Origin of the sequence: Pseudomonas sp. 57B-090624, from assembly GCF_003234055.1 — a bacterium.
In the GTDB taxonomy this organism is placed as follows: Bacteria; Pseudomonadota; Gammaproteobacteria; order Pseudomonadales; family Pseudomonadaceae; genus Metapseudomonas; species Metapseudomonas tohonis.
The window spans coordinates 1-11,221 of sequence record NZ_QKRU01000118.1; the positions used below are offsets into that span (position 1 = coordinate 1).

Sequence of the window (11,221 nt, forward strand, 5' to 3'; positions counted from 1 at the left end):
GCCCTCCCCGACGCGTTGCTCAAGCTCCCGCCCGCTGAACGCATCCAGTTGGCCGAAGACCTCTGGGACAGCGTCGCCGCCCACCCCGAAAACCTCCCGCCGTTGACCGACGAGGAACGTCGCGAAATCGACCGGCGCCTGGCCGCCCACGACACCGCCCCGGAAACCGCCATCGACTGGGAAGACGTGCGCAAACGGCTCTGGTCCGGCCAGGCGTGAAGGTCAGGTTCCGCCCGGAAGCCGAACTCGAGCTGATACAGGCCCGCGACTGGTATGCCGCCTGCGCCCCGGCCTCGGCCGCGAATTCCTCGGGGCGCTCGATACCTGCCTGGAAGGGGTCCTGCTTTATCCAAAGGCCCACCCTCTCGTACACGGCGAAGTCCGACGTGCCCTGTTCCGACAATTTCCCTACAGCCTGGCCTTTCGCGTCGAAACCGACGGCATCCGGTGATTTCTTGCCGGCATTACCGGCAAAAGCCCATTTTCCGGGGCTGAGCGCCGCGCCAGAATTGACTCGATGGCAATTTGCCGTGCCGTGAACTCCCCCACGCAATGCCTTGTTACGAAACGCTATAGTCAGGCAACTACACCGGACGGTGTAGGCCGAGGCCTTGCCAGGTACACGAAAAATGCCGCCAAGCGCGGCCTAAAAAGGGAGTTTTCTATGGAATGGTATTTGAAGTGCATCAAGCAGCATTACTTCGACTTTAACGGTCGCGCGCGTCGCAAGGAGTACTGGATGTTCACCCTGGTGAACGTCGTGATCTCCATCGCGCTTTTCGTGATCCTCGGCCTGATCAGCGAAAACCTGGCCCTGCTGGCCAACCTGTACAGCCTCGCGGTGCTGCTGCCGGCCCTGGGCGTGACCGCGCGTCGCCTGCACGACATCGGCAAGAGCGGCTGGTGGATGCTGATCGCCCTGGTTCCGATCCTCGGCAGCCTGTTCCTGCTGTTCCTGCTGGTCCAGGACAGCGTGCCGGAGACCAACGCCTACGGTCCCAACCCCAAGGCCTGATGGCGGGTTCCCGTCGCCCTGGCGGGAACCTACGGGACAGACGCCTGTCCCAGCGCAGTGGCCGGGAGTTCCCCCGGCCATGCCCATGGATGACCAGGAACGCCACAGGATGTCCGATACCCCCCTCCCCCGTTTCAAGGGCGGCCTCTTTGCCCTGATCGGCCTCGCGCTGCTCGCTGCGATGGCGATCCAGACCTCTTCCCGCGTGGGATTCCTGCAATCGGCCCTGGAGGCAGATGGCAGCGTCGTCGCGCTCAATGCAGGCGGCTCCCACCCCGAAATCGCCTTCACCGATGGCACCGGTACGCGCATCTCCTACCCCCAGGGGGGCTGGATCTACGGCTACCAGGTCGGCATGCAGGTGAAGGTTCACTACCAGGCCGACGCGCCGGCCACCTCGGCCGTGATCGACGATTTCGGCGCACTCTGGGGCACCCCGGCCTTCCTCGGCCTGCTGGGCTCCGTCTTCACGGTCACCGGACTGATGACCCTCTTCAGGCGCCCCCGTCACGACATCGCCTGAACCGCACCGCACAAGGAAGCAGCAATGCCGAAGATGCCCATTCCCCTGCCCGTCAATCCGAGCCGCTGGGGCTATGTCACCGCCAGTGGCGGCGGCCTGACCATCGCCTTCGTCGCCGGTGGCGGCGGTTCCATCACCCTGCGCTCGCCCGCCGGCGAGAACGTCAACCTGCGCTACGGCGGCCTCGGTGCCGGCGTGGGCATCGGTGCCAAGCTGCCGCGCTTCGGCAAGGTGGACATCAAGATCAAGGGCAAGAGCATCGGCGGTGCCGGCGCAGCGGAAGCCTTCCCCAGCGACGGCGCGGTCTTCGTCGCGGACGATCTGGTGGAGCGCGACCTGACCCGTGACGACATCACCGGCCCCTGCATGTACGTGGAAGTCGGCGCGGGCGTCGCCGTCGGCGTGTCGGGCACGGCGATGCTGTTCGGCCTGGACCCCAAGCTCTTGGCCGCGGTGATGCTGATGAACGCGAGCCCGGTGACCAGCCTCACCGTCTCGCCGATGCTGACCCGCCAGCTGATGCAGTCGGCGCGCGGCGCCCTGCTGATGGGGGGCGCCAATGTCGGCATCCAGGCCGGTGCCGGCGGCGCCGTCTACCTCGGCGCGCTGTTCTGAGCCGTCAGCGCAACTGGCTGTCCTTGCTGCCGCGCCGGTTGTAGCCGGCGTAGGCGGCGTTCTCGCGGTCGTGCTCGGCCTGGCATTTCACGCACAGCCGCACGCCCGGCACCGCCTCGCGGCGCGCCTGGGGAATGGGTGCATCGCATTCTTCGCAATGCGTCAGGCTCTCGCCCTTCGGTAACTGGCTGCGTGCCCGTTGCACGGCGTCTTCGATGGTGCTGTCGATCTGTTCCTGGACTGCGCCATCTCCCGCCCAACCACTGGCCATGCCGGCCTCCCATGCTGTCGAGGATTGACCCGATCAGTTATGGGGGCGGCGCTCGGCCTTTTGCAACACCCGGGGCCGGTGGGCGACAAGCGGAGGTCGTTCCGGGCTATTCCTTCACGTCCATGTATTCCCGCGCCCAGATGATGTAGTCCTCGGGCAGGGTGTACTTGTGGGTCAGCTCGGTGGCGCTCAGTTCGGAGGCGGCGGTGTCGATCTGGCGCTGCTCGCGCAGGCAGTCGTAGGTGGCCTTGATGGCGGCGAAGTAGGCGGCGTGGCCGTTGACCACGATGCGCACGCCCAGGTCGGCCAGGCGCTGGTTGTCACGCAGTTGCGGGTTGCCGTAGGTGACCAGCATCAGCGGCACGCTGAGGTGCGCGGCGATGGCTTCCAGGTGCTCGAAATCGGCGACGCCGACCATGCAGATACCGTCGGCCCCGGCAGCCTGGTAGGCCTTGGTGCGGGCGATCACCTCCTCGGTGGAGAGCACGCCGGCATGGGTGCGGGCGATGATCGACAGGTCCGGGTCGACACGCGCTTCCAGGGCTGCACGGATCTTGCCGACGCCCTCCTCGACGCTGATCAGGTCGGTGGACTTGCGCCCGAACTGGGCCGGCAGCAACGTGTCCTCGATGGTCAGCGCGGCGATGCCGGCACGCTCCAGCTCCACCACCGTACGCATGACGTTGAGGGCGTTGCCGTAGCCGTGGTCGGCATCGGCGATCACCGGCAGGCGGCTGACGCGGCCGATGCGCACGGCCTGCTCGACGAACTCGCTGAGGGTGATCAGCGCGAAGTCGGGGGCGGCCAGGACCTGCAGCGAGGCGACCGAGCCGCCGAGGATGCCGACTTCGAAGCCGAGGTCGGCGGCGATGCGGGCGGACATGGGGTCGAAGACGGATGCGGTGTGATAGCAGGTCTTCGAGTTCAACAGCGCACGAAAGGCCGTGCGCAACTCGTGGTGAGAGGCTCTTCGCATAGAGGTTCCAAACGACAGGTGCGGATAGTTGAAACGGGGATGCAAGTATCGCACCCCCGGTCACATTGTCCGACAACGATGGCAGCGGGATTACAGATTCTAGCCCCCGGGGCTTTCACCTGCCTTTAGCCGACCGGGCCTTGCACCGGTCGTAGGCACACGCCCTTGCCCAAGTGACGCGTTGCCACACCGGGTTCAACTTTTCCGGCGCCCCGACTACATTGCGCGCCCCGGCGAACGAATCGCCGGATGGAATACCCCGGGAGAACGACATGAAACACAGCATCAAGATGATCGCCGGCCTGCTGGCCGCACTGGCCATCGCCGGTTGCACCGGCACCCCGATGAAGACCCGGAACCTCGACAGCAGCCAGTACACCGTGATCGGCCACAGCGAGGCCAGCGCCACCGGGCTGCTGGTCGCCGGCTTCATTCCGGTCCGCCAGAACAGCCGCTTCGTGCGTGCCCAGAACGCCGCGATCAAGGCCAAGGGCGGCGATGCGATGATCAACACCCAGGTCTAGGAAGACTGGTTCTGGGCCTGGGTCCTGACCGGCTACACCACCACCGTTTCCGGTGACGTGGTCAAGCTGAACGGCAGCCACTAAGCCCTGTGCGAGGGCCGCCCGGCCCTCGCCCCGACCGCTCCGGAACCCCGCCCGATGCCGGACCTGATCCCCTACCTGAGCCTCTTCCTCGTCGCCTTCGGCGCCGCCACCCTGCTGCCGCTGCAGTCGGAAGCGGTGCTGGCCGGCCTGCTGCTGGCCGGTGGACAGCCAGCCTGGGCATTGCTGCTGGTGGCGACCCTCGGCAACGTGCTGGGCTCGCTGGTGAACTGGGTGCTGGGGCGGTTCCTGGCGGACTTCCGCCACAGGAAGTGGTTTCCCGTGTCCGAATCCGCCATCGAACGGGCGCAGACGACCTACCGCCGCTACGGGCGCTGGACCCTGCTGCTGTCATGGCTGCCGGTGATCGGCGACCCGCTGACCCTGGTGGCCGGGCTGATGCGCGAGTCGCCCTGGGTGTTCCTGCTGCTGGTGACCCTGGCCAAGGCCGGCCGCTACCTCGCGGTCGCGGCGCTGACCCTGGGCCTGGCCTGAGGCTATTTCTTCTTCAGGCACTCGCTGAGGAAGGCCTTGCGCTCGTCGCCCTTGAGCGCCTTCTCGCTGGCGGTCTTGTTGCAGCTGATCATCTTCTCCTGCTGGGTCGCCTTGAGGCAGTTGCTCATGAAGGTCTTGCGTGCATCGCCCTTGAGTTCCTGGGCGGTGGCCTCGGCGTTGCAGCTCTTCATCTTTTCCTGCTGGGTGGCGGCGAAACCCTGGCTGGCGGCCAGCATCGCGAGCAGGAGCAAGGGCAGGCGGATCGACTTCATGGGGCGGTCTCCCGGGGTGTCCGTGTGGGGGTGACGGGGGCGTCGCCTGGAGTCTAGCCACTGCGACGAACTGCGCCTCGCCGCCTGAGCAAAGCGCGCCCGGCTCGCGTACACTGCGCGGCCGTTTTTTCCACCGGACCTCTCGCGCCATGAGCAACCTCACCGCAGCCCGTGCCCTGGGCATCGACTTCGGCACCTCCAACTCCACCGTCGGCTGGTGGCGCCCGGACGTGGAGCCGCTGATCGCGCTGGAGGACGGCAAGATCACCCTGCCCTCGGTGATCTTCTTCAACATCGAGGAGCGTCGCCCCGTCTACGGCCGCCTGGCCCTGCACGAATACCTGGAAGGCTACGAAGGCCGCCTGATGCGCTCGCTCAAGAGCCTGCTGGGCTCGACCCTGCTCAAGAGCGAGACCACGGTGCTGGGCAGCGCGCTGCCGTTCAAGGACCTGCTGGGCCTGTTCATCGGCGAGCTGAAGAAGCGCGCCGAAGCCACCGCCGGCCATGAATTCGAGCAGGTGGTGCTGGGCCGCCCGGTGTTCTTCGTCGACGACGACCCGGCCGCCGACCAGGAAGCCCAGGCGACCCTGGTGGCGGTCGCCAACAAGCTCGGCTTCAAGGACGTCTCGTTCCAGTACGAACCCATCGCCGCCGCCTTCGACTACGAACGCGGCATCGCGCGCGAGGAACTGGTGCTGATCGTCGACATCGGCGGCGGCACCTCCGACTTCTCCCTCGTGCGCCTGTCCCCCGAGCGCCGCGACCTGGCCGACCGCCAGGCCGACATCCTCGCCACCGGCGGCGTGCACGTGGGCGGCACCGACTTCGACAAGCAGCTCTCGCTGGCCGGCGTCATGCCCGAATTCGGCTATGGCAGCCGCATGAAGAGCGACGCCTTCATGCCCACCAGCTACCACCTCAACCTGGCCACCTGGCACACCATCAACGCCGTCTACGCACAGAAGTCGCAGCTGTCTTTGAAGAACATGCGCTACGACATCGTCGACACGCGCGGCATCGACCGCCTGTTCCGCCTGATCGAACAGCGCGCCGGGCACTGGCTGGCGATGCAGGTGGAGGACAGCAAGATCGAGCTGACCGAGGCGCGCCACCGGGTGATCGACCTCGAGCGCATCGAGCCGGGCCTGCGCGTGGAACTGACCCGCCACCTGTTCGAGGACGCCATCGAGCCGTTGCTGCAACGCATCCGCGACAGCGTCACCCAGTTGCTGGCCGACGCCGGAGTGGGTGTCGAGCAGGTCGACACCGTGTTCTTCACCGGCGGTTCCAGCGGCATCCCCGCCCTGCGTGGCAGCGTTGCCGCGCTGCTGCCCAACGCCCGCCACGTCGAAGGCAACACCTTCGGCAGCATCGGCAGCGGCCTGGCCATCGAGGCGAAGAAGCGCTACGGCTGAACCGGGCGTCGGGCGCCCCGCGACGTTCGTGCGACGCTCCTGGCGCCCCCCTTGCCGGTGGATTAACGTCACCGGCATCGCCCACCCGAGGTCCTTTCCATGAAACGCCTGCTCACCTGCCTTCCCTTCCTCCTTCTCGCCGGCTGCGGCCTCGGCGAGACCGCCGCCACCGGTGCGGCCCAGGCCAAGCTGCAAGCCGAGCAGGCCCAGCAGGCCCAGCAGCAGATGGACCAGCTCAAGCAGCAGATCGACCAGGCCAACGCCGTCAACCAGCAGCGCCTGCAGGACGCCGAGAAGGCGGGCCAGTAGCGCGACGGCAAATTCTTCGAACTCGCCTGGCCCCTCGCCACTCGAAACTCGTGAAGCCAATCAGGCCGTTGAAGATCAGCTCACACGAGGAACCCACCATGTACAAGGAAACGCTCGCCGCAGTGTTCGTGCTGGCATCGGTAGCAGGTTGCAGCACCAAGTTCGAGAACCCCACCGACTACGTCACCTACCGCCACGAACCCCTGGTCGAGAAGGTGCAGGACGGCATGAGCAAGGACGAGGTGCTGACCATCGGCGGCCCGCCGTCCACCGAGATCCAGCGCACCGTGCACCCCGGCACCTGCAACAACTACGTGCTGAACAAGGAAGGCCACCAGCAGGCCTACTACGTCAGCTTCAACGACGCGGGCCGGGTCGACAGCAAGGGCTTCATGACCTGCGAGCAATGGCAGAAGCACGAAGCCGAGGCGGCGAAGATCTGATGCTTCGCGGCGCCCGGGCTGCCGGGCGCCGCAGTGGCCAAATGCCAGAATTGCCAACGAGCGCACAGCCCCGAAGCGAATAAATAGCGAACCGGCGCGCCTCGCTGATGTCCAAGCGCTGTTATTTACAGCGGATCATCAAGGACCTTCAGCATGTTCATGCGCGCGCTCCTGCTCGCGGCCGCTCTGGGCTCGATGTCCGGCTGCGCCACCAAGATCGAGAACCCGACCGACTACATCACCTACCGCAACGAACCCCTGGTGCGGCAGGTGGAAGAGGGCATGACCAAGGAGCAGGTCCAGGCCATCGGCGGGCGCCCCTCCTCCATCGTCCAGCGCAGCGTCCACCCCGGTTCCTGCAACAACTACATCCTCAACCACGAGGGGCACCAGCAGGCGTATCACGTCAGCTTCGGCGCCGCCGGCCGTGTCCAGCACAGCGGCTTCATGACCTGCCGCCAGCGCGAGGACGTCGAGCGCCAACGCCTCGACTGAACGCCCTGCCGGCCACAGATTTCCTAAACTTTCCCGCTTCGTATCACTCACATTCCAGGTAGGGCCGCAACGCCAATGGCCGCCAGAGCCAGGCACCAGGCCCGATTAGCCAAGGAGAAACGTGATGAGTGACGTACAACTTACCGATGTGAACACCCTGCGCCAGCGCGCCCGGCAAAACGTGCTGGACGGCGCTGTGACCGAGGGCTACCACGCAGACCGCCCCACCGTGCTGCGCCTGCTCAACGAGGCGCTGGCCACCGAGCTGGTCTGCTACCTGCGCTACAAGCGCCACTACTACATGGCCACTGGCCTGAAGGCGAGCATCGCCGCCAGCGAGTTCCTCGAACACGCGCAGCAGGAACAGCAGCATGCCGACCGCCTGGCCGAACGCATCGTGCAACTGGGGGGCGAGCCGGACTTCAACCCCGCCGGCCTGGAAGCCCGCTCCCATGCCCAATACGTCGCCGGAGAAAACCTGCGCGAGATGGTCACCGAAGACCTGATCGCCGAGCGCATCGCCGTCGACAGCTACCGCGAGATCATCCAGTACCTCGGCGACAAGGACCCGACCACCCGCCGCCTGTTCGAGGAAATCCTCGAGCAGGAGGAAGAACACGCCGACGACATGGCCGATATCCTCGCCGACCTGAAGTAACCCCTCCCCCGCCTCGTAGCCCGGGCTCCGGCCCGGGTCACGGCCCCCCGCTATCCCGCGCACGCGCCTTCCGCAGGTTGCGGTAGAGGCACGAAACCCAACGCAGCGACGCCGAGCATCACCTCGTTGGCCTCGCTACGCCCGGCGCCAACCTACGTAAATTCCCAACCCGCCCCGGAACGCGGCTTCAATTGGCCTTGCGCATCTTCTCCAGCAGCGGTGTGCAGGTGTTGGTGACATCGTCGCCGCCGCTCGGCGCGACCAGCGCCAGCAGCCCGGCAGCGGGGGCCACCACGGCGCCCAGCACCACCATGCCGGCCCCCCGGGCGATCAGCGGCACCGCCTTGACCCCGGCGTCCGGCTTCTTGAAGGTGCCGCGCACATAGAGCGGCGAACGCAGGGAGAAGATCCGCACCCCCTTGGACTCCGGGGTGATGGTCAGGTCCAGGCGCTCGCTGGCGAGGTTGGCCGAACCGTCGACCTGGATCAGCGCGTTCTCGGTATCGAAGATGAACACCCGTGGCGTCACCAGGCCCTTGGCCAGCTCCAGGTCGGCAGCGGCGCAGTTGATCCTCACCTCGTCGTCGCCGAACAGCTTGCCCACCAGGTAGTTGCCGACGTTGAGCCCGGCGATCTCCATCAGCCCGCGGCTCACCGCGCCGTCGTTGACCAGCAGCCTGAGGTTGCCGTTGGCCGTGCCCAGCAGAGCCGCCACCGAGTTGCCGGTGCCGGCCAGGTCGGCGTCGCCGTTGAGCTCGCCGAAGCTGGTGCGCATCGGCTCGAAGGTGGGAAACAGCTGCTTGAGCTTGAAGTGCCGCGCGCTGAGGCGGGCGCGGCCCTGCAGGGGCACGCTGCTGCCGTCCAGGTGGAGGCTGGAGTCCAAGGTGCCGCCGGCCATGCCGAAGCGCAGGGGCTCCAGGCTCAGCTTGCCGTCGTCGAGTACCACGTGGGTGTCGAGGTCGTTGAAGGGCAGCTTGTCGCTATGGACGATGCGCTTGCCGGTGAAGCGCACGTCGGCATCCATCTGCCGCCAGCGCTCGGTGCGGAATTCCTCCACTGGCAGCACCTTGTCCGCCGGCTGCTTGCCGGCCACGCCGCGCGCCTTCTTCTCGGCGTTGGAGTCGGCGCCGATCAGCGGCGCCAGGTCGGCGAAACGCAGCTGGTTGGAGGTCAGCGCACCGGAGAGCTTGGGCCGGGGCTGGCGGGCGACGTAGTGCAGGTCACCATGGATATCGCTGTCGCCGATGGCGCCGTTGAAGCCTTCGTAGTGGAACTGCGGGCCCGCGGGGTCCTGCAGCTGCGCCACCAGGCGGCCGTCGGTGGAATAGGCCGGCGTATCGGGCAGGGTCACGCCGGTCAGCGGATAGAGGTTGCCCAGGCTGTTGCCGGCCAGCTTCAGGCGCAGGTCCAGGGCGCCCAGGTGAGTCGGGTCGGTGAGGGTGCCGGCCAGGGCGATGCGCGTGGCGCCGATGCGCAGGTCGGCCTGCAGGGGAAATGGCTTGCGTGCATCCTTCAGGGCCAACAGCCCGCCGATCTTGCCGCTGCCGTCCAGCGCCTGGCCCTTGTAGCTGCCCTTGGCCGTCCAGCCGAAAGCGTAATCCTGGGGCGCATCGCCCTGCTCCGCCACCTTGCCGGCGGCCTTCTCGCCGACGATGTCGCTGAACGGAATCGGCTTGCCCAGCGGGTCGACCAGCAGCTCCAGGCGCGTCTGCGAGGGCTGATCGTCGATCTTCACCTGGCCCTTGTCGAAGCCGATGGCGCCGATGTCCAGGGTCCAGGCGGAGGGTTTCTCGTCGGCCTGCTCGGGGGTGCTGGCGAGCTTTTCGAAGGTCCAGTTGTCGCGGCCGTCGGCGCGGCGCTTGAGGTCGGCGCGGGGCTCGGTCAGGTCGATGCGCGGGATGGTCACGGTCTTCCACAGCAACGGCAGCGGCGACAGGCTCGCCTCCACGCGCGCGAGGGTGACGAACTGCTGCTCCCTGGCCCATTCGGGGTTGCCCAGGGTCAGGTCCTCGGCCGTCACATGGGGCCAAGGCACCCAGGCACGCAGCCCGGGCTCGGAGGGCTCGCGCTGCCAGCGCACGCTGAGATCGCCCTTGATGGCGAAGGGGCGGCCCAGGGTTTCCGAAACCCGGGCATTAAGCGTCGGCTTGATGCGGTTCCAGTCGAACGTGGCGACGAACACCACCAGGGCGACCAACAGCAGCACCAGGCTGGCGGTGGTCCAGGCGAGGATCCTGCGTCCACGCGACATGCACGTCTCCTTCTTATGGCGGCATCGACCCCGGAATGCAGGCTCGATACACGAGGCTTGTTGATCTATCGACTGGCAAACGCGGCGGATGACTCCGGTAAATACAGACGGAAATTCACCGGGGCGCGCAGCTTAAACCGCCCGCGGCCCCCTCAGGAAGCGCCATGAAAACAAGCAAACAATTGATTCGAAAGCGCTTTTCCAATCATCACCGGCGTCGATGCCGACTATCGCGAGTGATCACTTTTTAATCGCCTGGCCGTCCGTAACATGGGCCCCGTAGCCACTTGCTACCCCCCACACCCCAGGAGATACCGACATGAAAACCCAAGCCCTCGCCACCCTGTTCCTCACCGGCCTGTTCGCCATCCCGGTCGTCCAATCCGCCGTTTCCTATCCGCTGGTCGCCGAAGGCGAAGGCGCCTATATGGTCATCGACCGCGTCGCCGAGGGCGGTGCAGAGCGCACCCTGAACCGCGTTGCCGAGGGTGGCGCCGAACGTACCCCGGGCTTCCGTGTCGCCGAAGGCGGTGCCGATCGCACCCCTGGCTTCCGCGTCGCCGAAGGCGGTGCCGACCGCACCCCGGGCTTCCGTGTCGCTGAGGGCGGCGCTGAACGCACCCCGGCTTTCCGTGTCGCCGAAGGCGGTGCCGACCGCACCCCGGGCTTCCGCGTCGCCGAAGGCGGTGCCGACCGCACCCCGGGCTTCCGCGTCGCCGAAGGCGGTGCCGACCGCACCCCGGGCTTCCGTGTCGCCGAAGGTGGCTCCGACCGTTTGCTGCAAGCCCACGGCGTGGTCTGAATCCACACCGGCTTCACCCAGTAGTCAAAGCCCGGCACCGGCCGGGCTTTTTATTGCCCGCCGCTCAACCTCACTC

15 protein-coding genes and 1 pseudogene are annotated in these 11,221 nt (G+C 66.8%); 12 read left to right on the plus strand and 4 right to left on the minus strand.

The features are described from left to right. From DMX10_RS30645 to DMX10_RS30660, 4 genes are all read left to right on the plus strand, one after another. The coding region (locus DMX10_RS30645; protein WP_218281349.1) for an addiction module protein at positions 1-219 on the plus strand (219 nt) is incomplete at its 5' end. 445 nt (positions 220-664) lie between these two features. Beyond that, positions 665-1,015, plus strand: a complete 351-nt coding sequence (locus DMX10_RS30650) for a DUF805 domain-containing protein (protein ID WP_111264633.1) — start codon at positions 665-667, stop codon at positions 1,013-1,015. A gap of 109 nt (positions 1,016-1,124) precedes the next feature. Further along, positions 1,125-1,538 carry a DUF3592 domain-containing protein gene (locus DMX10_RS30655; RefSeq protein ID WP_111264634.1) on the plus strand — a complete coding sequence of 138 codons (414 nt, stop codon included), beginning with the start codon at positions 1,125-1,127 and terminating at the stop codon, positions 1,536-1,538. A 24-nt stretch (positions 1,539-1,562) separates the two neighbouring features. Beyond that, the gene (locus DMX10_RS30660; RefSeq protein WP_111264635.1) at positions 1,563-2,153 is read left to right on the plus strand and encodes a hypothetical protein; all 591 of its coding nucleotides are present in this window, start codon (positions 1,563-1,565) and stop codon (positions 2,151-2,153) included. 4 nt (positions 2,154-2,157) lie between these two features. Here the strand turns inward: DMX10_RS30660 and DMX10_RS30665 are convergent, their stop codons facing one another. Then, positions 2,158-2,424 carry a DksA/TraR family C4-type zinc finger protein gene (locus DMX10_RS30665; RefSeq protein ID WP_111264636.1) on the minus strand — a complete coding sequence of 89 codons (267 nt, stop codon included), beginning with the start codon at positions 2,422-2,424 and terminating at the stop codon, positions 2,158-2,160. Positions 2,425-2,530: 106 nt separating this feature from the next. After that, on the minus strand, positions 2,531-3,400 hold the full coding sequence (locus tag DMX10_RS30670) for an oxaloacetate decarboxylase (protein ID WP_111264637.1): 870 nt from the start codon (positions 3,398-3,400) through the stop codon (positions 2,531-2,533). Between the two features lie 272 nt (positions 3,401-3,672). Between DMX10_RS30670 and DMX10_RS30675 the strand changes: the two are divergent. Together DMX10_RS30675 and DMX10_RS30680 are read left to right on the plus strand one after the other, a co-directional pair. Next, positions 3,673-4,008 (plus strand): annotated as a pseudogene (locus DMX10_RS30675) (hypothetical protein). 54 nt (positions 4,009-4,062) lie between these two features. After that, positions 4,063-4,500, plus strand: a complete 438-nt coding sequence (locus tag DMX10_RS30680; protein WP_111264638.1) for a YqaA family protein — start codon at positions 4,063-4,065, stop codon at positions 4,498-4,500. Positions 4,501-4,502: 2 nt separating this feature from the next. On the opposite strand, the gene DMX10_RS30685 is transcribed toward DMX10_RS30680, so the two are convergent. Further along, on the minus strand, positions 4,503-4,772 hold the full coding sequence (locus tag DMX10_RS30685; protein WP_111264639.1) for a PsiF family protein: 270 nt from the start codon (positions 4,770-4,772) through the stop codon (positions 4,503-4,505). Between the two features lie 149 nt (positions 4,773-4,921). Here DMX10_RS30685 and DMX10_RS30690 point away from each other — a divergent pair, with 149 nt between their 5' ends. The 5 genes from DMX10_RS30690 (at position 4,922) to DMX10_RS30710 (ending at position 8,092) form a co-directional block, all read left to right on the plus strand. Then, entirely contained in the window at positions 4,922-6,187 is a 1,266-nt protein-coding gene (locus DMX10_RS30690; RefSeq protein ID WP_111264640.1) for an Hsp70 family protein, read from the plus strand. A 99-nt stretch (positions 6,188-6,286) separates the two neighbouring features. After that, the gene (locus tag DMX10_RS30695) at positions 6,287-6,496 is read left to right on the plus strand and encodes a hypothetical protein (RefSeq protein ID WP_111264641.1); all 210 of its coding nucleotides are present in this window, start codon (positions 6,287-6,289) and stop codon (positions 6,494-6,496) included. A gap of 98 nt (positions 6,497-6,594) precedes the next feature. After that, positions 6,595-6,939: an osmotically-inducible lipoprotein OsmE gene (gene osmE, locus DMX10_RS30700; protein WP_111264642.1), complete on the plus strand. Its 345-nt coding sequence runs from the start codon at positions 6,595-6,597 to the stop codon at positions 6,937-6,939. Between the two features lie 153 nt (positions 6,940-7,092). Further along, a complete protein-coding gene (osmE, locus tag DMX10_RS30705; RefSeq protein WP_111264643.1) occupies positions 7,093-7,434 on the plus strand; it encodes an osmotically-inducible lipoprotein OsmE in 342 nt (113 codons plus the stop codon). A 124-nt stretch (positions 7,435-7,558) separates the two neighbouring features. Further along, positions 7,559-8,092 carry a bacterioferritin gene (locus tag DMX10_RS30710; RefSeq protein WP_111264644.1) on the plus strand — a complete coding sequence of 178 codons (534 nt, stop codon included), beginning with the start codon at positions 7,559-7,561 and terminating at the stop codon, positions 8,090-8,092. Between the two features lie 187 nt (positions 8,093-8,279). On the opposite strand, the gene DMX10_RS30715 is transcribed toward DMX10_RS30710, so the two are convergent. Continuing rightward, on the minus strand, positions 8,280-10,343 hold the full coding sequence (locus tag DMX10_RS30715; protein ID WP_111264645.1) for an AsmA family protein: 2,064 nt from the start codon (positions 10,341-10,343) through the stop codon (positions 8,280-8,282). Between the two features lie 319 nt (positions 10,344-10,662). Between DMX10_RS30715 and DMX10_RS30720 the strand changes: the two genes are divergently transcribed. Beyond that, a complete protein-coding gene (locus DMX10_RS30720; RefSeq protein ID WP_111264646.1) occupies positions 10,663-11,145 on the plus strand; it encodes a hypothetical protein in 483 nt (160 codons plus the stop codon). Positions 11,146-11,221 lie beyond the last annotated feature (76 nt).

Excerpts from the sequence above, each read along its gene's own strand:
- DMX10_RS30650 (WP_111264633.1), top strand. The coding sequence starts at position 665 with ATGGAATGGTATTTGAAGTGCATCAAGCAGCATTACTTCGACTTTAAC.
- DMX10_RS30655 (WP_111264634.1), top strand. The coding sequence starts at position 1,125 with ATGTCCGATACCCCCCTCCCCCGTTTCAAGGGCGGCCTCTTTGCCCTG.
- DMX10_RS30660 (WP_111264635.1), top strand. The coding sequence starts at position 1,563 with ATGCCGAAGATGCCCATTCCCCTGCCCGTCAATCCGAGCCGCTGGGGC.
- DMX10_RS30665 (WP_111264636.1), bottom strand. The coding sequence starts at position 2,424 with ATGGCCAGTGGTTGGGCGGGAGATGGCGCAGTCCAGGAACAGATCGAC.
- DMX10_RS30670 (WP_111264637.1), bottom strand. The coding sequence starts at position 3,400 with ATGCGAAGAGCCTCTCACCACGAGTTGCGCACGGCCTTTCGTGCGCTG.
- DMX10_RS30680 (WP_111264638.1), top strand. The coding sequence starts at position 4,063 with ATGCCGGACCTGATCCCCTACCTGAGCCTCTTCCTCGTCGCCTTCGGC.
- DMX10_RS30685 (WP_111264639.1), bottom strand. The coding sequence starts at position 4,772 with ATGAAGTCGATCCGCCTGCCCTTGCTCCTGCTCGCGATGCTGGCCGCC.
- DMX10_RS30690 (WP_111264640.1), top strand. The coding sequence starts at position 4,922 with ATGAGCAACCTCACCGCAGCCCGTGCCCTGGGCATCGACTTCGGCACC.
- DMX10_RS30695 (WP_111264641.1), top strand. The coding sequence starts at position 6,287 with ATGAAACGCCTGCTCACCTGCCTTCCCTTCCTCCTTCTCGCCGGCTGC.
- osmE (WP_111264642.1), top strand. The coding sequence starts at position 6,595 with ATGTACAAGGAAACGCTCGCCGCAGTGTTCGTGCTGGCATCGGTAGCA.
- osmE (WP_111264643.1), top strand. The coding sequence starts at position 7,093 with ATGTTCATGCGCGCGCTCCTGCTCGCGGCCGCTCTGGGCTCGATGTCC.
- DMX10_RS30710 (WP_111264644.1), top strand. The coding sequence starts at position 7,559 with ATGAGTGACGTACAACTTACCGATGTGAACACCCTGCGCCAGCGCGCC.
- DMX10_RS30715 (WP_111264645.1), bottom strand. The coding sequence starts at position 10,343 with ATGTCGCGTGGACGCAGGATCCTCGCCTGGACCACCGCCAGCCTGGTG.
- DMX10_RS30720 (WP_111264646.1), top strand. The coding sequence starts at position 10,663 with ATGAAAACCCAAGCCCTCGCCACCCTGTTCCTCACCGGCCTGTTCGCC.